Genomic DNA, 23,138 nt, shown 5'->3' with positions numbered 1-23,138 from the left:
CAAAGAGGAACTGTTATGGCTGGACATTCCAAATGGGCCAATATCAAGCACCGCAAGGCGCGTCAGGACGCGCAGCGCGGCAAGATCTTCACCAAGCTAATCCGTGAGCTGACCGTTGCCGCCAAGGCCGGTGGCGGCATTGTTGCCGATAACCCGCGCCTGCGTCTGGCGGTGGACAAGGCGCTGGGCGCCAATATGAGCCGTGACGTGATTGACCGTGCCATTGCCCGGGGTGCCGGCACCAACGATGCTGACAACGTCGAAGAGCTGTCCTATGAGGGTTACGGTATTGCCGGCGTGGCGGTGTATGTCGAGGCCATGACCGACAACCGCAACCGTACCGCTGCCGAAGTGCGTCATGCCTTCAGCAAGCACGGCGGCAACCTGGGTACCGACGGCTCGGTCGCCTACCTGTTTGAGCGCAAGGGGCAGATCCTGTTTGCGCCCGGTGTGGACGAGGAAGCCCTGATGGATGCCGCGCTGGAAGCCGGTGCCGATGACATCGTCGTCAACGATGACGGTTCTGCCGAGGTGCTGACCAGCTTTGCCGATTTCATCAGCGTCAACGAGGCCTTGAAAGAAGCCGGCTTCAATGCCGAAGAAGCGGAAGTGACCATGATCCCGAGCACTACCGCCGCACTGGATCTGGAAAACGCGCAGAAGATCATGAAGCTGATCGACGCGCTGGAAGATCTGGACGATGTGCAGAACGTCTATTCCAACGCCGAGATCCCTGACGAGATCATGGAGCAGCTGTAAGGCCCGGACTCTGTACGAAGGGGCTTGCACAGCTGTAGGTGCGAATTCATTCGCACAGCACGTCACGATGACTGGTGTAACTGCATTTGACCGAAAATAGCGAACGTGGTGGGGGCAGAACGGATTTCAGCTGTATGAATACACAGTATTTTGTGCTACTTTGCCCGTATCCCCACTAACGTTGGCCAGCAAGAGTTCTCCATGACCCTGATCCTTGGCATCGACCCCGGCTCGCGCATTACAGGCTATGGCGTGGTACGCGATACCGGGCGCGGTTGCGAGTACGTCGCTTCAGGCTGTATCCGGACCGGCAGCGGAGAACTGGCCGAGCGGCTGGATGCGGTGTTTGCCGGGGTCAGCCAGGTGATCGAGCTGTACCAGCCCGAATTGATGGGTATCGAGCAGGTATTCATGGCACGCAATGCCGACTCGGCACTCAAGCTGGGACAGGCCCGTGGCGCGGCCATTGTTGCCGGCACCCGGGCCGGACTGGCGGTCAGTGAGTACAGCGCCACCCAGATCAAGTCGGCGGTGGTCGGCAGCGGCCGTGCCGCCAAGGAGCAGGTGCAGATGATGGTCATGCATCTGCTCAAGCTGACCAGCACGCCACAAATCGATGCTTCCGACGCGCTGGCCGTGGCACTCTGCCATGCTCACCACCGACAGACCCTGATTCCCCATGACCTGAATGGAGCACGCACCCGCGGTGGTCGTCTGCGCCTGGATGCCCTGCCACAAGGAAGATTTTCATGATCGGTTTTCTACGCGGTACATTGCTCGACAAGCAGCCGCCCTTTGTCACGCTCGACGTCAATGGCGTCGGTTATGAGCTGGAAGTGCCCATGAGCACGTTGTTCCAGCTGCCGGAAACCGGCAAGCCGCTGGAACTGCACACCCATCTGGTGGTGCGCGAGGACGCCCAGCTGTTGTACGGCTTTTACTGCAAGCGTGACCGGCAGATGTTTCGCGAGCTGATCCGCCTCAACGGTGTCGGCCCCAAGCTGGCGCTGGCGCTGATGTCCGGCATGAGTGCCGATGAACTGATCGGTTGCGTGCATGCCGAAGATACCGCCCGGTTGATGAAGGTGCCGGGTGTGGGCAAGAAAACCGCCGAGCGTCTGCTGGTCGAACTCAAGGGCAAATTCAAGGACTGGGATGTAACCCTCTCCGGCATCAGCCTGCCGGCCGAGGCGGCTACGGCGCAGGCCGGTGCGGGTGCGGGTGCCGAGCAGGATGCCGTCAGTGCGCTGGTCAGCCTCGGCTTCAAGCCGGCCGAGGCCAGCCGTGCAGTGCGTGCCGTATATGCCGATGACCTGCGCAGCGAAGACCTGATCCGCCTGGCCCTGCGCGGGCTTGGCCAGTAATTCATTTTTCCGGTACCTGTCATGATTGAAGCCGACCGCCTGATCTCGGGCACCGCCAAAGAGCGCGAAGAGCAGTTTGATCGCGCCATCCGCCCGCTCAGTCTCGAGGAATACATCGGCCAGCCGGTGGTGCGCGACCAGATGGGCCTGTTCATGCAGGCTGCCCGGCAACGCAATGAAGCACTGGACCATACGCTGATCTTCGGCCCGCCGGGGCTGGGCAAGACTACATTGGCCAACATCATCGCCACCGAGATGGGCGTATCGCTGAAGAGCACGTCGGGTCCGGTGCTGGAGCGGGCAGGGGATCTGGCCGCGCTGCTGACCAACCTGAATGAAGGGGATGTGCTGTTCATTGACGAGATTCACCGCCTGCCACCTGTGGTGGAGGAGGTGTTGTATCCGGCGATGGAGGACTTTCAGCTTGATATCATGATCGGTGAAGGCCCGGCAGCGCGTTCGATCAAGCTCGACCTGCCACCCTTTACCCTGGTCGGTGCCACCACCCGGGCCGGCATGCTGACCAACCCGCTGCGTGACCGTTTCGGCATCGTGCAGCGGCTGGAGTTCTACAGTCATGGCGACCTGAGCCGGATTGTCGAGCGTGCTGCCGGCATCCTCGGCATGCCGATTGATCCTGAGGGTGCCTTCGAGATTGCCCGCCGCTCGCGTGGCACGCCCCGTATCGCCAACCGTCTGCTGCGCCGGGTGCGCGACTTCGCCCAGGTGCGCGGCACCGGCGAGATTAGCCGGGCAATTGCCGACCAGGCGCTGAACATGCTGGATGTCGACGAGCTGGGGCTGGACCACCAGGACCGCCGCCTGCTGCTGACCATGATGGAAAAATTCGATGGCGGACCGGTCGGCCTGGACAACCTGGCCGCTGCCATCAGCGAAGAGCGGCATACCATCGAAGACGTGCTGGAGCCCTACCTGATCCAGCAGGGCTACATCATGCGCACACCCCGCGGCCGGGTGGTAACCCGCCATGCCTGGCTGCATTTCGGCCTGCCGGTGCCGCGCGATCAAAATCAACCTGATCAGCAGGACATCTTTGATGACAGCAACGGAATTTAGCTGGCCTTGTCGTGTCTACTACGAGGACACCGATGCCGGTGGCGTGGTGTATTACGTCAACTACCTGAAATATATGGAAAGGGCACGCACCGAACGCCTGCGTGCGCTGGGTTACAGCCAGCACGAACTGGCCGCGCAAAACCTGCTTTTTGTCGTACACAGTGCGCAAACCCGCTATCATGCGCCGGCGCGGCTGGATGACGAATTGCGGGTCACGGCGCAGGTGGAAAAACTGGGCAAGGCCCGGCTGGAATTCGTTCAGCAGGTGCGCCGCCATGGTGATGACCGGTTGCTATGCGAAGGCCGTTTCACCATTGCCAGTGTTGCTGCCGACAGTTTCAGACCCGTGGCAATGCCGGCCGTATTGCATGCAACCTTTCAGAATGATCTTTTGCCTTAAGGGAGGCCTTTGTGGGCGCCAATCAAGCCGATTCAATGTCAATGTGGAGCCTGGTCAGCAATGCCAGCCTGCTGGTCCAGCTGGTCATGTTGAGCCTGCTGCTGGCCTCGATCATTTCCTGGATCATCATCTTTCAGCGCAGCACCACGCTGGGCACCGCCAAGAAAGGGCTGGAGCAGTTCGAGGAGCGCTTCTGGTCCGGCGTCGACCTGTCCCGCCTGTATCGCGAGGTCAGCGGCAAGCAGGACCTGACCGGTTCAGAGCGCATCTTTCAGGCCGGGTTCAAGGAGTTCTCCCGTTTGCGCCAGCAGCCCGGCATGCAGCCGGATGCCATCATGGACGCAGTGGCCCGAGCCATGCGCGTGGCCATCTCCCGCGAGGAGGAACACCTTGAACAGAACCTGCCGTTCCTGGCCACGGTCGGCTCGACCAGTCCCTATGTCGGCCTGTTTGGTACCGTCTGGGGCATCATGAACTCGTTTCGCGGTCTGGCCCAGGTGCAGCAGGCCACTCTGGCCACGGTTGCGCCGGGCATTGCCGAAGCGCTGATTGCCACTGCCATCGGCCTGTTTGCCGCCATTCCGGCGGTGGTTGCCTACAACCGCTTTGCCGCCCGCAGTGAAGTGCTGATTGCCCGTTACTACACCTTTGCCGACGAGCTGCACGCGATCCTGCACCGTACCGTGCACGCCAAGAACTGAGCGGGAGTACGGACATGGCCCGCATACGCAATCGCAGAAAACCTGTCGCCGAAATGAACGTGGTGCCTTACATCGACGTGATGCTGGTGCTGCTGGTGATCTTCATGGTGACCGCGCCAATGCTCAACCAGGGGGTCAAGGTCGAGCTGCCGCAGGTCTCCAGCGAGGTACTGCCGCAGGACAATGACGCGGTGATTCTCACCGTATCGATCAAGGCGGACAAGAGCTATTACTGGACCACCGGCACTGAAGTGGATGTTGAAAGCGTGGACGAGACCGCTGTGGCGCTGGACGACATGATACGGGCAGCCACAGCGGTGCTGGCGGCCAACAGGACGCAGGGCAAGCAGGTGCAGGTCTATGTGCGGGCCGACAAGAGCGTTGATTACGGCAGCGTCATGCAGGCCATGGGCGGTCTGCAGCAGGCCGGAGTTACCGATGTGGGCCTGATCACCGAGGCGCCCTGATGGACAGGCAGACGTATCCGCGGGACAAGCTGTTCTGGCCGGTGATCTGGGCGGCCCTCATCCATGTCGTGCTGCTGTCACTGCTGTTTGTCAGTTTTTCCAGCACGCCGGACTTGCCGCCTTCACGGCCCATTGTCAAGGCTACCCTGTACCAGCTCGAATCACAGAACATGGCAACCAGCCAGACTTCGCAAAAGATAGCCGGCGAGGCGGAGAAAACCCGCACGCAGGATTATGCACAGGAGCAGCTGGAGCAGAAAAAGCGCGAGCAGGAACAGGAAGCCGCCGCGCGCCGCAAGGCCGAGGAAGAGCGCAAGGTAGCTGCGCAGAAAGCCGAAGAACAGAAGAAAGTGGCTGCACAAAAAGCCGCTGAAGAGAAAAAGGCTGCCGAGCAGAAGAAGCTGGCCGAACAGAAAGCGGCCGAACAGAAGAAGCTAGAATTGCAGAAAGCCGAGGCGGCCCGCCTGAAGGCGGCGGAAGAAGCGAAGAAGAAAGCCGAGGCCGAGAAGAAAAAGGCCGAGGAAGCGAAGAAAAAAGCTGAAGCCGAACGCAAGAAGGCTGAAGAAGAAAAGAAAAGAGCCGCCGAGCAGGCCCGCCAGAAAGCCGAGGCAGAGAAGAAAAAGCGTGAAGCCGAACAGGCGGCCAAGGTGGCAGCAGAGAAGGCCCGCGCCGCCGAGCGCAAGGCGCAGGAAGATCGCACCGCCGCTGCGCTGGCCGAACTGCTGGGCGATGGCGAGCCACAGTTCCAGAGTAGCGTGGCCGACCGCCAGGGCGAACAGCAGGCGGCACGGCTGGACGACCTGATCATCCAGCTGGTCAGCCAGAACTGGAGCCGCCCGGATGCGGCCCGCAACGGCATGCAGGTGGTGCTGGACGTGGAGTTTCTGGCCGATGGCACCATCAGCCGGGTGGCGGTGGCACGCAGCAGCGGCAATGCCGCGTTCGACAACTCGGCGCTGGCGGCAGTCAGGAACGTCGCGCGGGTGCGCGAGATCCAGAATCTCGACCGCGCCACCTATGAACGTTTTTACCGTAAACGCAGCATGGCCTTCAGGCCGGAGGACTTGAGTCAGTGAAAATCATGATACGCCTATTGATCGCCTGTCTGGCGATGGCTGCCGGGACGGTTTTTGCCGCTGATCCGCTGGTCATCACCCGTGGTACCGATCGTGCCATTCCGATAGCGGTGGTGCCGTTCGGCCTTTCCGGTGCAGCCAGCCTGCCCGAGGATCCGGCCCGCATCATCGGCAACGACCTGCATAATTCCGGCTTTTTCAACCCGTTGGCACGCGAGCACATGATCAGCATGCCGGCCCGCCCCGACGAGATCATCTACCGTGACTGGCGTGCAGTGGGTGCCCAGTACCTGCTGATCGGCGAGATGGCAAGCCAGGCTGATGGCCGCGTGCAGATCCGCTATCACCTGCTTAACGTGACCAGCGAGCAGCAGGTGCATGCCGGTACTGTCACCGGCACGGTGCAACAGTTGCGCGACCTGGCGCACCATATTGCCGACCAGGCCCACGAGAAGATCACCGGCATCAAGGGGGCATTTTCCACCCGGTTGCTGTTTGTCACTGCATCCGGCCCGGTCAGTGACCGCCGCTATACCCTGTACCGTGCCGATTATGACGGTGCCCGGGCGGTGACCCTGCTGCAATCCCGTGAGCCGATTCTGTCGCCGACCTATGCACCAGACGGCCAGCGCATTGCCTATGTGTCGTTCGAGCAGAAACGCCCGCGCATCTATGTGCAGCAGGTGGAAACCGGACAGCGCGAGCAGGTCACCAATTTTGAAGGCCTCAACGGTGCGCCGGCCTGGTCACCGGACAGCAGCAAACTGGCCTTTGTCCTGTCCAAGGACGGCAACCCGGAAATCTATGTAATGGAAATGGCCAGCCGCCAGGTGCGCCGGGTAACCAACCACATGGCAATTGATACCGAACCTTTCTGGGGCAAGGATGGTCATACGCTCTACTTCACCTCGGACCGCTCCGGCAGACCCCAGATCTACCGCGCCAGCATCAATGGTGGTGAGGCACAGCGGGTTACCTTTAGCGGCAACTACAATGCCAATCCCAAACTGTCCGCTGACGAGAAGACCCTGGTCATGATTCATCGCCAGGACGGTTACAAGGTGTTCAAGGTGGCAGCCCAGGACCTGCAGCGCGGTACGTTGCGCATTCTTTCCGACACCAGTCTGGACGAGTCGCCCACTGTTGCGCCCAATGGAAGCATGGTAATCTATGCAACGCGTCAACAGGGTAAAGGAGTGCTGATGCTGACCTCGCTCAATGGACGGGTGAGAACCGTATTGCCCGGCATTGAAGGGGAGATTCGTGAGCCTTCATGGTCGCCTTTTTTAAACTGATGAATCGCCAATCCGAAACTTAATCATCAACCTAGCGTTGGAGCTTTAAAACAAATGGTAACAATGAAATATGGCAAGCTGACTGCCCTGTCACTGGCTCTGCTGTTTGCAGTAGGCTGTACTTCCAAAGGTGGCGACACCGCTGGCAACGAGACCCTGGATCCAAACGCCGGCATGACTGCTGGTCAGGGCTCCAGCTACGGTAGCGAGTTCGACAGCAGCAGCGAAGCCGCACTGCGTGCAATCAAGACCTTCTACTTCGAGTTCGACAGCTCCGACCTGAAGCAGGACGCCATGCGTGCCCTGGACGTTCATGCCCGTGACCTGCAAGGCAGCGGCAAGCGTGTCGTGCTGGAAGGCCACACCGACGAGCGCGGCACCCGCGAGTACAACATGGCTCTGGGCGAGCGTCGTGCCAAGGCTGTTCAGCGCTACCTGGTGCTGCAGGGCGTATCTCCGGCACAGCTGGAGCTGGTCTCCTACGGTGAGGAGCGTCCGGTTGCTGGTGGTCACACCGAGTTCGACTGGGCCCAGAACCGTCGTGTAGAGCTGCGCGACTAAGACCATGAGAAAGACAGTTCCTGCCCTGCTTGCCATTCTGTCACTGGCCGTTTGTTCCGGTGTGTCTGCCAATGATGGCGCAGGACTGTCTGCTCAGGGTCAGCTGTTCATGCAATTGCAGCAAATGCAGCAAGAGATTGCTGCATTGCGCGGCATGGTTGAAGAACAGCAAAACCGCATCAACCGCCTGGAAGAGGACAGCAAAGACCGCTTCCAGGCGCTTGACAGCCGCATCAGCCAGGGTAACGGCTCTGCCGCTGATACAGCTGCTGCCGGCTCCGGGCTGTCCCCGGATGAAAACGGTGCACAGCAGCAACCCGCAACCGCAGCGGGCGATCCGGCCAAAGAACAACAGTTTTACGAAGCAGCCTACAGCCTGATCCAGGCCCGCGACTTCGATCGTGCCCAGCAGGCGTTTACCGCATTCCTGGGCCGCTATCCGCAAGGCAAGTATGCTGCCAATGCCCACTACTGGCTGGGTGAAATCGGTCTGGTGAAAAATGACCTGCAGGCAGCCGGCAAGGCTTTTGCCACGGTTATTGAAGACTGGCCACAGCATGCCAAGGTTCCTGACTCGACCTACAAGCTGGCCGTTGTCGAGCAACGTCTCGGGCGTTATGAACGTGCCGAAGCCCTGTATCGTCAGGTCATCAGCCAGTTTCCCGACAGCTCTGCTGCCAATCTGGCCCGCCAGGATCTGCAGCGCATCCAGTGACGGATGTTTGCCGGCAAATGGAATGGCAGGATTTTTTGCTTGAAATGAGCGAAAAATTGCGTATCATTTGCCACCCTTACGGGTCGTTAGCTCAGTGGTAGAGCAGTTGGCTTTTAACCAATTGGTCGCAGGTTCGAACCCCGCACGACCCACCATTTCCTTTCAGTACTGCAAGGGTGCTTTGCATGCGCAGGCAACACTTGATAAGGTTGCGCCTCCGCTGCTTTTGGGAATTGCATAACGATGACACAGATTGCTGAACGCATCTTGGTTCAAGCACACCTCGCGGCCAAGCAGATCAAGCCGCTGACTGCCGAGCAACAAGCCGCCTACTTTGAACAGATCAGCGCCGAGCTGGAACGTCAGAACGCCGTTCTGGTTGCCCACTACTATTGCGATCCGGTACTGCAGGAGCTGGCGGAAAAAACCGGCGGCTGTGTAGCCGACTCGCTGGAAATGGCCCGTTTCGGCCGTGACCACAAGGCGCAGACCCTGGTGGTGGCCGGTGTCCGTTTCATGGGTGAGACGGCCAAGATCCTCAGTCCGGAAAAACGTATCCTGATGCCGACCCTGGAGGCGACCTGCTCACTCGATCTGGGCTGCCCGGTACAGGAGTTTTCCGCGTTCTGTGACCAGCACCCCGAGCGTACGGTGGTGGTGTATGCCAACACCTCTGCAGCGGTCAAGGCGCGTGCCGACTGGGTGGTGACCTCCAGCTGTGCCCTGGAAATCGTCGAGAGCCTGATGGACAACGGCGAAAAGATCATCTGGGGTCCGGACAAGCATCTGGGTCGTTACATCCAGCGTGAAACCGGTGCCGACATGCTGCTCTGGGATGGTGCCTGCATCGTTCACGAAGAGTTCAAGACCCAGCAACTGGAAGACATGATGGCACTGTATCCGGAAGCCGTGGTGCTGGTGCATCCGGAATCACCCGAAGCGGTGATCGAGCTGGCCGATGTGGTCGGTTCCACCAGCCAGCTGATCCGGGCTTCACAGGAAATGGAGCAGCAGACATTTATCGTTGCCACCGACAAGGGCATCTTCTACAAGATGCAGCAACTGAGCCCGGGTAAAACCTTCATCGAGGCACCAACGGCAGGCGAGGGTGCGAGTTGCCGCAGCTGCGCCAGTTGCCCGTGGATGGCGATGAATACCCTGGAGGCCCTGCTGCATAGCCTGCAGACTGGCAGCAACGAAGTATTGGTCGATCCGGCCCTGGTGCCCAAGGCGGTCAAGCCGCTACAGCGGATGCTTGACTTTACCAGCGCCGCCCGCATGGCAGTCACCGGTAACGCCTGACCATTTTCATCGATAAAAAGACCTTGCTTCGGCAAGGTTTTTTTATCGGCGGCGCAAGGTGGCCGGCCCGGCTGACTGGTTTTGCGTGGATGCAACGGATCGTCAAGTACCCGGGATCAACAAAATCGCTCACAGTGGCGAATAGCCAGTTTTTATCGTGCAAAAGTCTAAGGAGCCCGGGTTCTGGTCCTGCAGGCAATTTGCTACATTCAGTGATCGTCCACTGCGGTAATTGCAGAGAACCCCGGGCCTTGGTGCATGCCCGGCTGCTTGCCGGCACGGCACTCAGGAGAGTGCCGTGCCATGAAAAAGCTGTTTAATCGCCTGTCGATACGCAACAAACTGACCGTGTTAATGGGGTTTGGCTCTATTGCCGGGCTGGCCTTGTCCGGTGCCTTGCTGTTTTCTCTGGTGTGGGTGGCAGAGCGTGAGCAGTCCATCCGTACCCTGCACCAACTGGCCGGCATGGCCGCCGAAAACCTGCGTGCGCCACTCGCATACGGCGGGTATAACGGTAGAGCCTGGTACCTGCGGCTGGGTGCGCGTTTCTGAGCATAATCAGCTTAAGTAAAATAACGGCCTTATCGCCCCTGTAGGTTCGAATTTATTCGAACAACTGCAGATCCGGCCACACCGGAGCAGGAGTCATGTGCGAATGAATTCGCACCTACAGTTTAGTGCGTTATTGTCACAAGTCAGCGTAATTGTTGCGTTTGTTGCAGCCCCAGCCTGATGGCCAGCTGTTCAGCCACACTGGCCCCGAAGCGCTTGGCAAAGCGGTCAAAGGGCGAATCCTCGACTGTGAAGTCCACCAGATTGCTGTGCCCGATGACATCGCGGGCCACCATGCTGGTGCTGCCCAGCGCATCGATCAGGCCCAGTTCCAGTGCCTGTTCGCCCGACCAGATCAGGCCGGAAAACAGCTCGGGGTGTTGCCGATCCTTCAGGCGCTCGCCACGGCCTTTCTTTACGCTGTCGATGAACTGCTGGTGAGTGGTGGCCAGTACCGATTGCCAGAACTCGGTTTCGCTGTCCTTGCGTGGCTGGAATGGGTCCAGAAACGCCTTGTGTTCACCGGAGGTGTAGACACGACGCTCGATGCCGAGCTTCTCCAGAGTGTCGACAAAACCGAAACTGGCGGCGGTGACGCCGATCGAACCGACCAGACTGGCCTTGTCGGCGTAGATGCGATCTGCGGCACTGGCAATGTAATAGGCACCGGAAGCGCCCAGGTCGGTGATCACCGCATACACCGGAACGGCCGGATAGAGCAGGCGCAAACGCTTGATTTCATCATAGATGTAGCCTGACTGGACCGGGCTGCCGCCGGGGCTGTTGATGCGCAGGACTACGCCACGGGTACCTTTGTCTTCGAATGCATTGCGCAGGGCGCTGATGATCTTGTCAGCGCTGGCGTTTTCCTGGTCGGCAATCATGCCGCGCACTTCAATCACGGCGGTGTGGGCGTCACTGCCGCCCTTGATTTCCGTATTGAAGGCGGAGCCGAACAGGAAGATGGCGCCAAACAGGTACAGAAATGTCAGGGATTTGAAGAAAATGCCCCAGCGGCGGCTACGGCGCTGCTCCTGTACGCCGGCCAGTACAGCCTTTTCCAGCAACTTCCAGGCCTTGTCGTCCGTCGGGCGCCCGGCCGGATTGCCGGCATTGACGGGGTGGGTATTGTCTGCTGTTTCTTTCCAGGGATCGGTCATGATTGCTTCCTAGGTTGGGTTGTCAACTGGCCGCCAGCCAGTCATGCAGTTCGCTGAACTTGTCGATGGACAGCACGGGGCGTTCCTGCTGCAGGACTGCCAGCGGCTGGGCACCGTAACTGACGGCAACCGGTGCAATGCCGGCGTGGTTGGCCATCTGCAGATCGAATGGCGAGTCGCCGACCATGATCGCGCGGCTGGCTGGCTGTTCGCAATGCAGCAGGATCTGCTGCAGCATCAGCGGGTCGGGCTTGCTGCGGGTTTCGTCAGCGCAGCGGGTGATGTCGAAAAAATCCTGCATGCCGTGGCCTTCCAGTACGCGGGCCAGCCCCTGGCGGCTTTTGCCGGTGGCAACGGCCAGCTGGTAGCCGGCCGTACGAAAATTGTCCAGGGTGTCACGTACGCCGGGGTAGAAGGGCGAAGGCTCCTGTTCCTGGCTCAGGTAATGTGTGCTGTAGGCTTGACGAAACGGCTCGCACAGCTCGGCCAGTGCGGCTTGCGGGTACAGCCTGAAATAGGCGTGCTCCAGCGACAGGCCGATGATCGCGTGAATCTCGGCATCGCTGCACAGGGGGATGCCGCATGTGGTGGCGGCGTGATGCATCGAGGCCACGATGCGGTCCAGCGAGTCGACCAGGGTTCCGTCCCAGTCGAAGACCAACAGGCGTATCTGTTTATTCACTCAGCTTCTCCAGTGTGTTGATCCACATCGCATCCGGTGTTGCGCTCAGCTCCAGGCTGGCACCATCATCCTGTGGAATGCGCAGGTGGTGGGCATGCAGGAACAGGCGTTTGCCGCCGAGCTGGCGGATTTCCTTACTGAAATCGTCATCGCCATATTTACTGTCGCCGGCAATCGGATGGCCGGCATACAGGGCGTGCACCCGGATCTGGTGAGTGCGGCCGGTCACCGGACTGGCCTCGACCAGGGTGGCAAAGCTGCCGAAGCGTTGCTGCACCCTGAAACGTGTCAGGGATTCCTTGCCTTCCGGGTTGACCTCGACCATGCGCTCGCCGGAACGCAGGTTGCTGCGCAGCAGCGGGGCATTGACCTGCTTGCGGGCGGTCGGCCAGCTGCCGGCAACCAGTGCCATGTAGCCCTTGTCGATACTGCCGTCACGCAGTGCCGCATGCAGCCGGCGCAGCTGGCTGCGCTTTTTGGCCAGCATCAACAGACCGGAGGTGTCACGGTCGAGGCGGTGCACCAGCTCCAGTTCACTGCATTGCGGGCGCAACTGGCGAAAGGCCTCGATGATGCCGAACTGCAAACCGCTGCCGCCATGCACGGCAATGCCGGCCGGCTTGTTGACCACCAGCATCTGGTTGTCTTCGTACACGATGGCTGCTTCCAGGCGCTCCAGCAAGCCCTGCGCAACCGTTGGCGGGCTGTCGGGCGGCGGCAGGCGCAAGGGCGGTATGCGGATCAGGTCGCCCGCCTGCAGGCGATACTCGGGCTTGATGCGCCCCTTGTTGACCCGTACTTCGCCCTTGCGCAGGATGCGGTAGATCAGGGTTTTGGGCGTGCCCTTGAGGTGGCTGATGAGGAAGTTGTCGATGCGCTGGCCGGCAAAGCCGTCGCTGACTTCGACAAACTCGACCCGGGCAGGGGTGGATGTCACAGAATTGCTCATTTGTAGGTGAAGACCGCTAGCAGGCAATTGATGCGCGGGCAGCTTGCTGCTATATTCTCGCTGCTGCGCTTTGCAGTCGGGTAATCTAGCAGGTGCGCATACTTTATTCTAACTATTCAGTGCACAAGCCCGGAAAATGTTCGAAAGGCAACGACCGCCTCGCCGGTGGCAGCAAACTGGCCGCTGACGGAAGAGTCGACAACACTGTACGCCAGGAGAATTGTACGGCAGCGTGAGTGAGTCCGCACCGGCAAGCCTCTCCCGGCATGTTAATGAACCCGCTCACGTAAAAGAGCGGCACCCGATCAACCAAGGATACGTACATGCTGGCCGGCAAAGGCTGGCAAGGCCGGATGTAATGCCCGGGCCAGACAAGACCGGTGTAGTCATGCTGCCCGGCCTGGCGCGGATTGCCCGTCTTGCAGCACGCACGCTGGTGCAGCTGAAAACATGTGTAGGGTGGAGATGCACCGAACCCGGGCGGGTACAGCCCCAGATACTGACAGGGCAATCAATGTACGCTGCCGGGCGGATTCCTCCTCCTGGTAAATGCACTCCGGTGCGGAGCAGCACGCCATGTGTATGCGGCCCGCAGTCCGGCAGACAGTAGAGATTGCTGCTCCGGTCAGACCGTGTGCATGAACCGGCTACAGGCCAGAAGCCGCACAGCCGGAGACGCAGTCGCGCGGAACATACAGGTTCCGTTGCTGGACACGATTGGGTATACCCAATTGCGCGCACCCAACACAATCTGGAAGGGGTCGAGTGCCAATGCTTTTCCGTGACACGGAATGTACTGGTACCCCATGAAAAGAATGCTGATTAACGCAACCCAGCCCGAAGAGTTGCGTGTTGCACTGGTTGACGGCCAACGCCTGTTTGATATCGATATCGAATCCGGCGCCCGGGAACAGAAAAAATCCAATATCTACAAGGGTCGCATCACCCGCATCGAGCCCAGCCTGGAGGCGGCTTTTGTCGATTTCGGCTCTGACCGCCACGGCTTTTTGCCGCTGAAGGAAATTTCCCGCGAATACTTCAACAAGCCGGTTGAGGGTGGCCGCGTCAACATCAAGGACGTACTCAACGAAGGCCAGGAAGTCATTGTCCAGGTCGACAAGGAAGAGCGTGGCAACAAGGGCGCAGCCCTGACCACCTTTATCAGCCTGGCTGGCCGCTACATGGTGCTGATGCCCAACAACCCGCGTGCCGGCGGCATCTCCCGCCGCATCGAGGGCGAAGAGCGCCAGGAACTACGCGAAGCGCTCAGCGGCCTGAACGCCCCGGCCGACATGGGCCTGATCGTGCGTACTGCCGGTCTGGGCCGCAGCACCGAAGAGCTGCAGTGGGACCTCGACTACCTGATCCAGCTGTGGACCGCCATCAGGGATGCCGGCAAGGGCCGCCAGGCGCCGTTCCTGATCTACCAGGAAAGCAACGTCATCATTCGCGCCATCCGCGACTACCTGCGCCAGGACATCGGCGAAGTGCTGATCGACAGCCATGACGCCTACGACGAGGCACTGGCCTTCATCCAGCAGGTCATGCCGCAGTACGCCAGCAAGGTCAAGCTGTACCAGGACCCGGTGCCCCTGTTCAACCGTTTCCAGATCGAGAGCCAGATCGAGACCGCCTTCCAGCGCGAAGTGAAGCTGCCATCCGGCGGTGCGCTGGTGATCGACCCGACCGAGGCACTGGTCTCCATCGACATCAACTCGGCGCGTGCCACCCGTGGCAGCGACATCGAGGAAACCGCGCTGCAGACTAACCTGGAAGCGGCCGAAGAGATTGCCCGCCAGCTGCGCCTGCGTGATATCGGCGGCCTGATCGTCATCGACTTCATCGACATGACGCCGATGAAAAACCAGCGTGCAGTTGAAGACCGCATGCGCGAATGTCTGGAAGCAGACCGCGCCCGCGTCCAGATTGGCCGGATCTCGCGCTTCGGCCTGCTGGAAATGTCGCGCCAGCGCCTGCGTCCGTCACTGGGCGAGACCAGCGGCATGGTGTGCCCGCGCTGTAACGGACAGGGCGTGATTCGTGATGTCGAATCCATTTCCCTGGCCATTTTGCGCCTGATCGAAGAGGAAGCCCTGAAGGATCGTACCGCCGAGGTGCGCGCCCGCGTACCGCTGCAGGTCGCGGCTTTCCTGCTCAACGAAAAACGCAATGCCATTACCAAGATCGAGCTGCGCACCCGTGTGCGTATCTTTATCCTGCCGGATGACCACCTGGAAACCCCGCACTTCGATGTTCAGCGCTTGCGCGATGACAGCCCTGAAGCGCAATCCGGGCTGTCCAGTTACGAGATGGCCAGTGAAGAGATGGACGACAGCCAGGTCACTGCCAGCACCACCCGTGCGCTGGTACGTGAAGAAGCTGCAGTCAAGACCTCTGCCCGCGATCGTGGTCCGGTCGCGGCACCGGCAGCGCCTGCACCGGCCGCAGCCAGGACGCCTGCAGCGGGTACGGAAAAAGGCCTGTTGAAAGGGCTGGTCAAGTCGCTGGTCGGCCTGTTTGCCAATGCCGAGGCAGAGGCTGCACCGGAGCCCAAGGCCGAACAGGCTGGCGGCAAGCGCAACGAGCGCAGCAACAACCGGCAGATTGGTGGTCGCCGCCGTGAAGGTGGTCCGCGTAACCGTGATGACGAACGCAAGCCGCGCGAGGAGCGCAAGACCCAGCAGGAATCCGGCAGCCGTCGCGACAGGCCACAACGCGAAGAGCGTTCGGCCCAGCAGGATCGTCCGGCACAGCCAGAGCGCCAGCAGCAGGAACGTCAGCCACAGGAGCGTCCGGCTGGCAACAACCGCCGCAATGAGCGCCGGCAGGAGACCGGCAAGCCACGTGAGGATGAGGCTGTTGCACGCAACAACCGCCGGCAGCGCACGCAGGACGAGGCAGAGCTGGAACTGAAACAGCAGCACGAAGCTGAAGCCGCTGAAGTGCAAGACACCGAAATGGTTGCTGAGCCGGTGGAAGCCGGCAGCGAGGAAGAGCGTCCGCGCCGTCGTTCTCGTGGTCAGCGCCGTCGCCCGGCCGCCCGTCGTGAGCGTCAGCCGGAACAGGCAGAAGGTGGTGCTGATGTTGCACAGCAGGCTGATGAGAGCGGTCAGCAGGAACCGGCCCGGCGTCAGCAGCCGGCAGCAGAGGCAGCGGCAGTTGCCGCTCCTGTGATCGCCGTGCAGGCATTCGATCCGGCCGTGACAGAAGCGCAGGCACCGGCACTGAAACTGGAAGAGCCTGAAAAACTGCTGCAGATCACCGAGCCTGAAGCTGTTGAAGCAGCGGCCCCCGCACGTCAGGAGCAAGCCAGCCCTGAGCAGCAGGCTGCACCGGCAGCAGTAGAGACGGCTCAGCCTGTGGCTGACGTTGTCGCCAGCGAGCCTGTTGCACCCGCAAGCCAGGGCCGTGCAGCCAACGATCCGCGTGAACGCCGCCGTCGCGAGCGACTGGCTCGTGAACAGGCCGCCCGTGAAGCTGAAGAAGCCCGGCAACAGGTTGCAACACAGGAAGAACCCGCCCCGGCGGAGCAACTGGAGCTGGTTACCGGGGCCTCACAAGAGCCTGCTGCTGAAACCACGGTGGAAGCCGTGCAACCTGAACCGGTAGAGCCGGCGCAGGAGCAGCAGCCAGCCGCAGCGATTGCGGAGGTCCAGAAGGAAGCTGAAACGGTTGAAACACCTGCACCTGAAACAGCGGAGCCGGCGGCCACTGTAGTGGCTGATGCCGAGTCGGCCGTACAGGCTGAGGAAGCAGACAAGCAAGAACCACAGCAACAGCAATGATGTTGCTGCGGGGCGGGGAGGCCTTGCCGGATTTGCGCCTGCAGTCATGGTGCGCAGATTCAGCAGGGTTTGCTCCACTCATGCTCCGGCGCTGCTGCGCAAGCAGCAGCGCTGTTTTCGGATGATTGCGATACGCTTAAAGCACAAGAGCAACCCCGTTGCTTATCCAGCAAAAAGCCCTGCATTTGAACTGCAGGGCTTTTTGCTTTCCTGGTAAGACCGCATGCCATGTGGTCGGGTGTACAAACCGTTTGCATGAAGTTAGTCATACTGGCATAGCAGAGAATTGCTTTTAATTCTTGCTGCGTGCACGGAATTGGTCGGCGGTATCGGTGTACAGATACCGCAAATCGCAACCCGGGCATATTACCTCGGCAATTAAATAGGCCATATCAGGCGGCATAAGCAATCTTGGGGTGTCGGAAGTAAGAAGAAACTCGTCCCGGCCTCCGCTGGATACGCCTTAGTATTGAACGAACCCGCTCTTCAAGTTCAGCCTGCGTACGCGCAGCCCTGCCAGTTTTTAACTGTTGTTTAAGGTCGCCGTTCAGGTATTCGTCTGGATTGAGCTCTGGCGCATAAGCGGGCAGAAAAAATAACTCAATTTGCTCTTTTCTGGCCTCGACCCAAGCTGCGACTTTCTTGCTGTGGTGCACTCGCAGGTTATCGAGAATCAGAAATATTTTTCTGCCTTCCGAGCCGCGAACAAGGCGATCCAGAAAGCGAATCAACACCTGGGATGTCATCGTTTCCCGGTACATCATGAAGCGCAATTTACCTCGGTTGGTAACACTAGAAATCATATTGGTTGCAAACCGGCTACCGCTAACCAGTCGTACTGGTGTCTTGCCTGCCGGTGCAAAGCTGCGGCCACCGTGGCTGTCGCTACGTACTCCAGTCTCGTCAGCCCACTGGATTTCGGCGTTTTCGACCTTTGCACGCTGGGCAATCAGCGGATATTCCTCATCCAGCCAGCGCTGCACCACCTTTGGATTCTGCTGATAAGCCCGCTTTAGCGGACGCTGTGGAGTGTAACCCCAGCGCTTGAGGTACTCGCCTACAGTACGTACCGGCATCAGAAAGTCGCAGCGTTCCTGAATCAGCTCGCGCACCGCATCGCGTGTCCACAGAGCAAAACCCAACTTGAGCTGGTCGGGCATTTTGTCGGTAATCAGCGTCTGAATGAGAACTTCCTGACTACTGCTCAAGCTGCGCCGCTCACCGGCTTTGGCTCCACGCTGACCACCTTTAATGGCCGCCTGTTTACCTTCTTGTGCTGCTGTTTCAGTCCATTTAGCGACAGTGCGCATGTGAACACCCACTGCTTCAGCAGTGGCTTTAAATGTATAGCCCTGTTCACGCATGCGCAAAGCGATAGTTCGCTTTTCACGCTGCTCTTCAGGACTCAGTTTTCGGGCATCTATTTTCATAATGTTGAGATTATACACTATGCTCTATTAGATTGCCGCATTAATAGCTTGCAGCTCTAGAAGGGAAACAGCACCGGAACCAGCAGAACAGTGGCCACCAGTACAATCAGGGTAAAGGGCACGCCGATACGCAAGAAATCGGAAAAGCGATATTGCCCCGGGCCCAGTACCAGCGTATTGACCGGTGAGGACACCGGCGTCATGAAAGCAGCTGACGCAGCCAGCGCCACCGTCATGGCAAAGGGGGCCGGCGAAGCTCCCATCACACCGGCACTGGCAATTGCCACCGGAGCCATCAGCACTGCTGTGGCGGTGTTGGAGATGAACAGTCCGGTCACGGCAGTGGCAACAAACAGGATCGCCAGAATCATGCGTGGTCCGGCATCACCAAAAGCCCCCATCAGCCCCTGCACAGCCAGATCGATACCGCCAGTCTTTTGCAGCGCGGTGGCAAAGGGCAGCATGCCGACAATCAGGATGATGCTCTGCCAGTGAATCGACTTGTAGGCCGAGTCCATATTGATACAGCGAAAGGCTCCCATCAACAGGCCGGCGATCAGTACCGCCATCACGTTGGGTACCGCTCCGGTCACCATCAGACCCACCATCACCGCCAGACTGAACAACGCATGCGGCGCCTTGACCAGTGCGGGAGCGCCCTGGTCGACCTCGGCCGGCAGGCTGAGTACCAGAAAATCCCGGGTATAGCCTTGCAGGGCATGGATGTGCTTCCAGTTGCCGGCAACCAGTAGGGTATCACCGGCTTTCAGCACTTCATCCACCAGCAGGCCGTCGAGTGCTGCACGGTTGCGGCGCAGTCCGATCACGTTCAGCTTGCGGCGGGAGCGGAAACCCAGCTCCTGGATGGTCTTGCCGATCAGGCCCGAGTCGGGCGGCAGCATTACCTCGGCCAGCCCGAGAATGCGGCTATGGTCGCCAAAGTAGCTGTCTTCGGTCGATAGCGGCTCCACCCCGAGTTCGTAGTATGAGGTGAGCAGGTCAATGGTCGGGCTGACCAGATTGGCCAACAGAATGTCGCCGGCGCGTACTTCGGTGCTGCCGGTGGCACTGAGCAGGTTGCGACGAAAGCGTTGCTGGCGCTCGACCGCGATCACATTGATGCCGTACTGCTTGCGCAGCTGCAGTTCGTCGAGGGTCTGGCCGGTCAGGATCGAGTTGGCCTTGACCCGCAGGCGGCGCTCGCGACCTTCCAGCCGGTACTCACGAACCAGGTCCTGGATGCGGTGACGCGGTTCCTTGCTGTCCTTGTCGGTACTGTCATTACCCAGCCATTTGCGCGCCAGCAGCATGTAGCCGGTACCCAGCGCCAGAATGACCAGCCCGATGGGTGTGAAGGCAAGAAAGCTGAAACCTTCGTGCCCATTACGTACCAGTTCACTGTGAATCACCATGTTCGGTGGTGTGGCGACCAGGGTTTGCATGCCGCTGATCAGACCGGCAAAGCTTAGCGGCATCATCAGCCGGCTGGGGTGGATATTAAGGCGGCTGGCCATGCTCAGCACCACCGGAATGAAGATTGCCACCACCCCGGTCGAGCTCATCACCGAGCCCAGTCCGGTAACGGCCACCATCAGCAGGATGATCAGGCGAGCTTCGCTGTTGCCGGCATGTTTGACCAGCTGTTCGCCCATCTGGTTGGCGATGCCGGTGCGCACCAGCCCTTCGCCAACGACAAACAGGGCAGCAATGACAATCACGCTCGGGTCGCTGAAGCCGGCCAGGGTTTCTTCCATGGTCAGCACGCCGGTCAGGGGCAGGGCGACAATCATCAACAGGGCGACGACATCCATGCGCGGCTTGTTGCGGACAAACAGGATGACGGATATCAGCAGCAGGGTGAGTACCCAGAGCAGGGGCATGTTCATGGTGCGGAATAACCTGATGATAAATAAAAAGTGGGGTATTTTAGCCTGAAAGCGTCAACCGGTCCTGCATGCGCAGACACCTGCTCATGCGTGCTTGCCAGCATGTCATAACCCGTCGGAGACAGGCTCAGGCCTGGCCAAACTCGGCTTGCAGGGCGGCGCGGATGCAGTAGAGCACACCTTCGTCCAGGCTGGCGAATTGACGTGCTACTTCGCTGGCTGATGGTAGCTCGCCGTCGCCATCGAGGAAGGCATCCTGGATTTCGCCCAATAGCTCTTCGGGCAGATCCAGCGCCTGCTCTAGACTCAGCTGCTCGTTGCCGATGGCCCGGGCCAGATGGCTGTAGACGTTTTTCAGCGAACAGCTGTGCTGGCGCGCGATCTGCTCTGGCGTCATGCCATGGCGGGCCAGAGTGACAATTTCATGTTGCAGGTCATGTGTAGGTTCGGCGATTGCCGGAGCGGTGTCGGTGTCATTGAAAACGGCCAGGAACTCGGCACCGTAGCGCTCCAGCTTGACCTGGCCGACACCGCTGACCTGTGCCATGTCGCTCATGCTGCCCGGTTGCTGGCGCAGCATGTCGAGCAGGGTCGAGTCGGGGAAAATCACATAGGGCGGTACGCCGTGCTCGTCGGCCAGCCGTTTGCGCAGCGTGCGCAGGCGCTCCCAGGTGCCCTGTTCGTGGGCGCGTACCAGCTGGCTGGCCTGGCTGCGCTGCGGCTTGGCCGCTTTGGCAGTTTCTTCGCGCAGTTGCAGGCTGACCTCGCCGCGCAACAGCGGACGGCAGGAGTCGTTCAGGCGCAGGCCGCCAAAGCCTTCCACATCGACATCGACCAGATTGCGCGCCACCAGCTGGCGAAACAGCGAGCGCCACTGGTGCTCGCCGATCGCCTTGCCGATACCGAACACCGACAGGTGCTGATGGCCCATGGAGCGGATGCGGTCGTTTTCCCGGCCTAGCAATACATCCAGCAAATGGCCAACACCGTAGCGCTGGCCCGTGCGGTACACGGTTGATAGTGCCTGGCGTGCGGCTTCGGTGGCGTCCCAGGTCCTTGGCGGTTCGATGCAGTTGTCGCAATGGCCGCAGGGCTTGTCCAGTTGCTCGTCAAAGTAGCCCAGCAGTGTCTGGCGACGGCAGCGGGTCTCTTCACAGAGGGCCAACATGGCATCGAGCTTGTGTTGTTCGATGCGCTTGAAACGCTCTTCGCCTTCCGAGCTGGCCAGCATTTGCTTGAGAAACAGCACATCCTGCAGGCCATAGACCATCCAGGCGTCAGCTGCCAGACCGTCGCGGCCGGCGCGGCCGGTTTCCTGATAGTAGGCCTCGATCGATTTGGGCAGATCCAGATGGGCGACGAAGCGCACGTTGGACTTGTCGATGCCCATGCCGAAGGCGATGGTGGCCACCATGATCAGGCCTTCTTCATTGATGAAGCGTTGCTGGTGAAAGGCACGTAGCTCGTTGTCCAGTCCGGCATGATAGGGCAGGGCGCTGTAGCCTTTCTCGACCAGAAATTCGGCAGTGCTGTCGACGCTTTTGCGTGACAGGCAATAGACGATGCCCGAGTCGCCCTTGCGTGCGGCGAGAAAATCCAGCAACTGTTTGCGCGGATTGTTCTTCGGTGCAATGCGGTAAAAGATGTTGGGCCGGTCGAAGCTTGAGATGAATTCGCGGGCATCCTGCAATTGCAGGCGTTGCACGATCTCCTGGCGGGTACGGGTGTCGGCGGTGGCGGTCAGGGCAATGCGCGGCACGCCGGGAAACAGCCCGGCCAGCTGGCCCAGCTGCAGGTATTCAGGGCGAAAGTCATGGCCCCACTGGGAAACACAGTGGGCCTCGTCGATGGCGAACAGGCTGATCGGCAGCTGCTGCAAAAACGACAGGGTATGCTCCTGCAGCAGGCGCTCGGGCGCCAGATACAGCAGCCTGATCTCGTTGCGACGCAGGCGTGACGCAATGTCGCGGCGCTCGTCGATACTCATGGCCGAGTTGAGGGCGGCGGCACTGATGCCGGCCTCTTCAAGGTGGCTGACCTGGTCCTGCATCAGCGCAATCAGGGGCGAGATGACAATGGCGATGCCATCACGCATCAATGCCGGGATCTGGTAACACAGTGATTTGCCGCCGCCGGTGGGCATCAGCACCAGGGCATCGCCGCCATCGGCCACCTGCTTGATGATGTCCGCCTGGCGACCGCGAAAGGCATCGTAACCGAAAACGCTTTTAAGAATGCTGAGGGCTTGCCCTGACATGATGATCTCCAAAACCGGCCGGCATTATACGATTTTCCGCAAAACTTTGTTGTTCCGGCTCTGCCGGCTCTGGCCGTACTGCTGATGCTGGTCTACAATGATGTTCATTTTGAAGCCAACAAGGTAACAGCCCATGTCTTTCTCCGAACAGCAGGCCCGCTTGCGCGCTTTTCTTGATGCCGATGACCTGTACGAGGAAGCGCTCGACTATGTGGCGACACATGGCTATCTGACTGCTCTGTCCATCTGCCCCGATCTGGTAGAGGAAGAAGAGTGGATGCTGGAGCTGTTCGGCCAGGAGCCGGAGTACCAGGACACGGCCGAGCAGGAAGAGATCACCGAAGCCCTGCGTCAGCTGAAGGCACAGATTGCCCGTCAGCTGGCCAGCGACGAGGACTTCGAGTTTCCCTGCGAGTTCGATCTGGGCGATGAACCGGCCGATTCCGATATTCGTGCCTGGTGCATCGGCTTCATGGAAGGTGTTTTCCTGCGGGAGGACATCTGGTTCGAGGATGATGAGGAAGAAGTCAGCGAACTGCTGCTGCCGGTGATGGTCGGTTCGGGCCTGTTTGACGAGCAGCCGGATTTTGCCGAAATCGCCAATGACGAGGAGCTGGTTGCCAGCATGCTGGTACAGATCCCCGACATTCTCACCACGCTGTTCCTGTTGTTGCAGGCTCCCGAGGAAAAGCCGGTTTTGCTCAAGCCGCGTGACTGATC

General features: G+C 60.0%; 21 protein-coding genes and 1 tRNA gene. 16 read left to right on the top strand and 6 right to left on the bottom strand.

Translation table 11 applies throughout. The features are described 5' to 3' along the window. Positions 1 to 15 precede the first annotated feature (15 nt). From AR306_RS11320 to AR306_RS11255, 14 genes are all read left to right on the top strand, one after another. Positions 16 to 759, top strand: coding sequence for a YebC/PmpR family DNA-binding transcriptional regulator (locus tag AR306_RS11320; RefSeq protein ID WP_101497662.1), 744 nt, complete (start codon positions 16 to 18; stop codon positions 757 to 759). Positions 760 to 960: 201 nt separating this feature from the next. Then, the gene (ruvC, locus tag AR306_RS11315; protein ID WP_101497661.1) at positions 961 to 1,512 is read left to right on the top strand and encodes a crossover junction endodeoxyribonuclease RuvC; all 552 of its coding nucleotides are present in this window, start codon (positions 961 to 963) and stop codon (positions 1,510 to 1,512) included. Beyond that, positions 1,509 to 2,123 carry a Holliday junction branch migration protein RuvA gene (gene ruvA / locus AR306_RS11310; protein WP_101497660.1) on the top strand — a complete coding sequence of 205 codons (615 nt, stop codon included), beginning with the start codon at positions 1,509 to 1,511 and terminating at the stop codon, positions 2,121 to 2,123. Before ruvC ends, ruvA begins: the two co-directional genes overlap by 4 nt. 21 nt (positions 2,124 to 2,144) lie before the next feature. Beyond that, positions 2,145 to 3,200, top strand: coding sequence for a Holliday junction branch migration DNA helicase RuvB (gene ruvB, locus AR306_RS11305; RefSeq protein WP_101497659.1), 1,056 nt, complete (start codon positions 2,145 to 2,147; stop codon positions 3,198 to 3,200). Next, positions 3,181 to 3,600 (top strand): tol-pal system-associated acyl-CoA thioesterase, encoded by a 420-nt coding sequence (gene ybgC, locus AR306_RS11300; RefSeq protein ID WP_101497658.1) that lies wholly within the window; start codon positions 3,181 to 3,183, stop codon positions 3,598 to 3,600. Before ruvB ends, ybgC begins: the two co-directional genes overlap by 20 nt. 35 nt (positions 3,601 to 3,635) lie before the next feature. Then, positions 3,636 to 4,301: a protein TolQ gene (tolQ, locus tag AR306_RS11295; RefSeq protein WP_101498015.1), complete on the top strand. Its 666-nt coding sequence runs from the start codon at positions 3,636 to 3,638 to the stop codon at positions 4,299 to 4,301. 14 nt (positions 4,302 to 4,315) lie between these two features. Further along, complete coding sequence (tolR, locus tag AR306_RS11290; protein ID WP_101497657.1) at positions 4,316 to 4,768, top strand: protein TolR; 453 nt, start codon at positions 4,316 to 4,318, stop codon at positions 4,766 to 4,768. Then, positions 4,768 to 5,844, top strand: coding sequence for a cell envelope integrity protein TolA (gene tolA / locus AR306_RS11285; protein ID WP_101497656.1), 1,077 nt, complete (start codon positions 4,768 to 4,770; stop codon positions 5,842 to 5,844). The genes tolR and tolA overlap by 1 nt, the downstream gene beginning before the upstream one ends. Positions 5,845 to 5,849: 5 nt before the next feature. Next, positions 5,850 to 7,139, top strand: coding sequence for a Tol-Pal system beta propeller repeat protein TolB (gene tolB / locus AR306_RS11280; protein WP_407071216.1), 1,290 nt, complete (start codon positions 5,850 to 5,852; stop codon positions 7,137 to 7,139). A 54-nt stretch (positions 7,140 to 7,193) separates the two neighbouring features. Continuing rightward, positions 7,194 to 7,700, top strand: coding sequence for a peptidoglycan-associated lipoprotein Pal (pal, locus tag AR306_RS11275; protein ID WP_101497654.1), 507 nt, complete (start codon positions 7,194 to 7,196; stop codon positions 7,698 to 7,700). A 4-nt stretch (positions 7,701 to 7,704) separates the two neighbouring features. Beyond that, positions 7,705 to 8,415, top strand: coding sequence for a tol-pal system protein YbgF (gene ybgF / locus AR306_RS11270; protein WP_101497653.1), 711 nt, complete (start codon positions 7,705 to 7,707; stop codon positions 8,413 to 8,415). Positions 8,416 to 8,495: 80 nt separating this feature from the next. Beyond that, positions 8,496 to 8,570 (top strand) — tRNA-Lys (locus AR306_RS11265). An 88-nt stretch (positions 8,571 to 8,658) separates the two neighbouring features. After that, on the top strand, positions 8,659 to 9,717 hold the full coding sequence (gene nadA / locus AR306_RS11260) for a quinolinate synthase NadA (RefSeq protein ID WP_101497652.1): 1,059 nt from the start codon (positions 8,659 to 8,661) through the stop codon (positions 9,715 to 9,717). A gap of 303 nt (positions 9,718 to 10,020) precedes the next feature. After that, the gene (locus AR306_RS11255) at positions 10,021 to 10,269 is read left to right on the top strand and encodes a hypothetical protein (protein WP_101497651.1); all 249 of its coding nucleotides are present in this window, start codon (positions 10,021 to 10,023) and stop codon (positions 10,267 to 10,269) included. Positions 10,270 to 10,412: 143 nt separating this feature from the next. Here the strand turns inward: AR306_RS11255 and sppA are convergent, their stop codons facing one another. The 3 genes from sppA to rluC are packed head-to-tail and all read right to left on the bottom strand — an operon-like array spanning position 10,413 to position 13,060. Next, positions 10,413 to 11,429, bottom strand: a complete 1,017-nt coding sequence (gene sppA / locus AR306_RS11250; protein ID WP_101497650.1) for a signal peptide peptidase SppA — start codon at positions 11,427 to 11,429, stop codon at positions 10,413 to 10,415. A gap of 22 nt (positions 11,430 to 11,451) precedes the next feature. Then, positions 11,452 to 12,111 carry an HAD-IA family hydrolase gene (locus tag AR306_RS11245; RefSeq protein WP_101497649.1) on the bottom strand — a complete coding sequence of 220 codons (660 nt, stop codon included), beginning with the start codon at positions 12,109 to 12,111 and terminating at the stop codon, positions 11,452 to 11,454. Next, the gene (gene rluC / locus AR306_RS11240; RefSeq protein WP_101497648.1) at positions 12,104 to 13,060 is read right to left on the bottom strand and encodes a 23S rRNA pseudouridine(955/2504/2580) synthase RluC; all 957 of its coding nucleotides are present in this window, start codon (positions 13,058 to 13,060) and stop codon (positions 12,104 to 12,106) included. The genes AR306_RS11245 and rluC overlap by 8 nt, the downstream gene beginning before the upstream one ends. Before the next feature lie 806 nt (positions 13,061 to 13,866). Here rluC and rne point away from each other — a divergent pair. Next, on the top strand, positions 13,867 to 16,845 hold the full coding sequence (rne, locus tag AR306_RS11235) for a ribonuclease E (RefSeq protein ID WP_206168006.1): 2,979 nt from the start codon (positions 13,867 to 13,869) through the stop codon (positions 16,843 to 16,845). Between the two features lie 392 nt (positions 16,846 to 17,237). On the opposite strand, the gene AR306_RS11230 is transcribed toward rne, so the two are convergent. The 3 genes from AR306_RS11230 to recQ all read right to left on the bottom strand — a co-directional run bounded on the left by AR306_RS11230 (position 17,238) and on the right by recQ (position 22,418). Beyond that, on the bottom strand, positions 17,238 to 18,275 hold the full coding sequence (locus AR306_RS11230) for an IS630 family transposase (RefSeq protein ID WP_101496076.1): 1,038 nt from the start codon (positions 18,273 to 18,275) through the stop codon (positions 17,238 to 17,240). Positions 18,276 to 18,331: 56 nt separating this feature from the next. Then, the gene (locus AR306_RS11225) at positions 18,332 to 20,161 is read right to left on the bottom strand and encodes an SLC13 family permease (protein ID WP_101497646.1); all 1,830 of its coding nucleotides are present in this window, start codon (positions 20,159 to 20,161) and stop codon (positions 18,332 to 18,334) included. Between the two features lie 127 nt (positions 20,162 to 20,288). Continuing rightward, positions 20,289 to 22,418: a DNA helicase RecQ gene (recQ, locus tag AR306_RS11220; protein ID WP_101498014.1), complete on the bottom strand. Its 2,130-nt coding sequence runs from the start codon at positions 22,416 to 22,418 to the stop codon at positions 20,289 to 20,291. A gap of 133 nt (positions 22,419 to 22,551) precedes the next feature. Here recQ and AR306_RS11215 point away from each other — a divergent pair, with 133 nt between their 5' ends. Continuing rightward, positions 22,552 to 23,136 carry a UPF0149 family protein gene (locus AR306_RS11215; protein ID WP_101497645.1) on the top strand — a complete coding sequence of 195 codons (585 nt, stop codon included), beginning with the start codon at positions 22,552 to 22,554 and terminating at the stop codon, positions 23,134 to 23,136. Positions 23,137 to 23,138: the final 2 nt, after the last annotated feature.

The sequence above is a fragment of the Thiopseudomonas denitrificans genome, from assembly GCF_002866065.1.
In the GTDB taxonomy this organism is placed as follows: Bacteria; Pseudomonadota; Gammaproteobacteria; order Pseudomonadales; family Pseudomonadaceae; genus Thiopseudomonas; species Thiopseudomonas denitrificans.
This window is presented reverse-complemented; position numbering and strand designations above follow the sequence as displayed.

What these genes read in the sequence shown, in the direction of transcription:
- AR306_RS11230 (WP_101496076.1), bottom strand. Translation starts at nt 18,275, where the DNA reads ATGAAAATAGATGCCCGAAAACTGAGTCCTGAAGAGCAGCGTGAAAAG.
- recQ (WP_101498014.1), bottom strand. Translation starts at nt 22,418, where the DNA reads ATGTCAGGGCAAGCCCTCAGCATTCTTAAAAGCGTTTTCGGTTACGAT.
- rne (WP_206168006.1), top strand. Translation starts at nt 13,867, where the DNA reads ATGAAAAGAATGCTGATTAACGCAACCCAGCCCGAAGAGTTGCGTGTT.
- tolA (WP_101497656.1), top strand. Translation starts at nt 4,768, where the DNA reads ATGGACAGGCAGACGTATCCGCGGGACAAGCTGTTCTGGCCGGTGATC.
- nadA (WP_101497652.1), top strand. Translation starts at nt 8,659, where the DNA reads ATGACACAGATTGCTGAACGCATCTTGGTTCAAGCACACCTCGCGGCC.
- ruvA (WP_101497660.1), top strand. Translation starts at nt 1,509, where the DNA reads ATGATCGGTTTTCTACGCGGTACATTGCTCGACAAGCAGCCGCCCTTT.
- pal (WP_101497654.1), top strand. Translation starts at nt 7,194, where the DNA reads ATGGTAACAATGAAATATGGCAAGCTGACTGCCCTGTCACTGGCTCTG.
- AR306_RS11225 (WP_101497646.1), bottom strand. Translation starts at nt 20,161, where the DNA reads ATGAACATGCCCCTGCTCTGGGTACTCACCCTGCTGCTGATATCCGTC.
- tolQ (WP_101498015.1), top strand. Translation starts at nt 3,636, where the DNA reads ATGTCAATGTGGAGCCTGGTCAGCAATGCCAGCCTGCTGGTCCAGCTG.
- rluC (WP_101497648.1), bottom strand. Translation starts at nt 13,060, where the DNA reads ATGAGCAATTCTGTGACATCCACCCCTGCCCGGGTCGAGTTTGTCGAA.
- ybgC (WP_101497658.1), top strand. Translation starts at nt 3,181, where the DNA reads ATGACAGCAACGGAATTTAGCTGGCCTTGTCGTGTCTACTACGAGGAC.
- AR306_RS11320 (WP_101497662.1), top strand. Translation starts at nt 16, where the DNA reads ATGGCTGGACATTCCAAATGGGCCAATATCAAGCACCGCAAGGCGCGT.
- AR306_RS11255 (WP_101497651.1), top strand. Translation starts at nt 10,021, where the DNA reads ATGAAAAAGCTGTTTAATCGCCTGTCGATACGCAACAAACTGACCGTG.
- ruvC (WP_101497661.1), top strand. Translation starts at nt 961, where the DNA reads ATGACCCTGATCCTTGGCATCGACCCCGGCTCGCGCATTACAGGCTAT.
- tolR (WP_101497657.1), top strand. Translation starts at nt 4,316, where the DNA reads ATGGCCCGCATACGCAATCGCAGAAAACCTGTCGCCGAAATGAACGTG.
- AR306_RS11215 (WP_101497645.1), top strand. Translation starts at nt 22,552, where the DNA reads ATGTCTTTCTCCGAACAGCAGGCCCGCTTGCGCGCTTTTCTTGATGCC.
- ybgF (WP_101497653.1), top strand. Translation starts at nt 7,705, where the DNA reads ATGAGAAAGACAGTTCCTGCCCTGCTTGCCATTCTGTCACTGGCCGTT.
- ruvB (WP_101497659.1), top strand. Translation starts at nt 2,145, where the DNA reads ATGATTGAAGCCGACCGCCTGATCTCGGGCACCGCCAAAGAGCGCGAA.
- tolB (WP_407071216.1), top strand. Translation starts at nt 5,850, where the DNA reads ATGATACGCCTATTGATCGCCTGTCTGGCGATGGCTGCCGGGACGGTT.
- sppA (WP_101497650.1), bottom strand. Translation starts at nt 11,429, where the DNA reads ATGACCGATCCCTGGAAAGAAACAGCAGACAATACCCACCCCGTCAAT.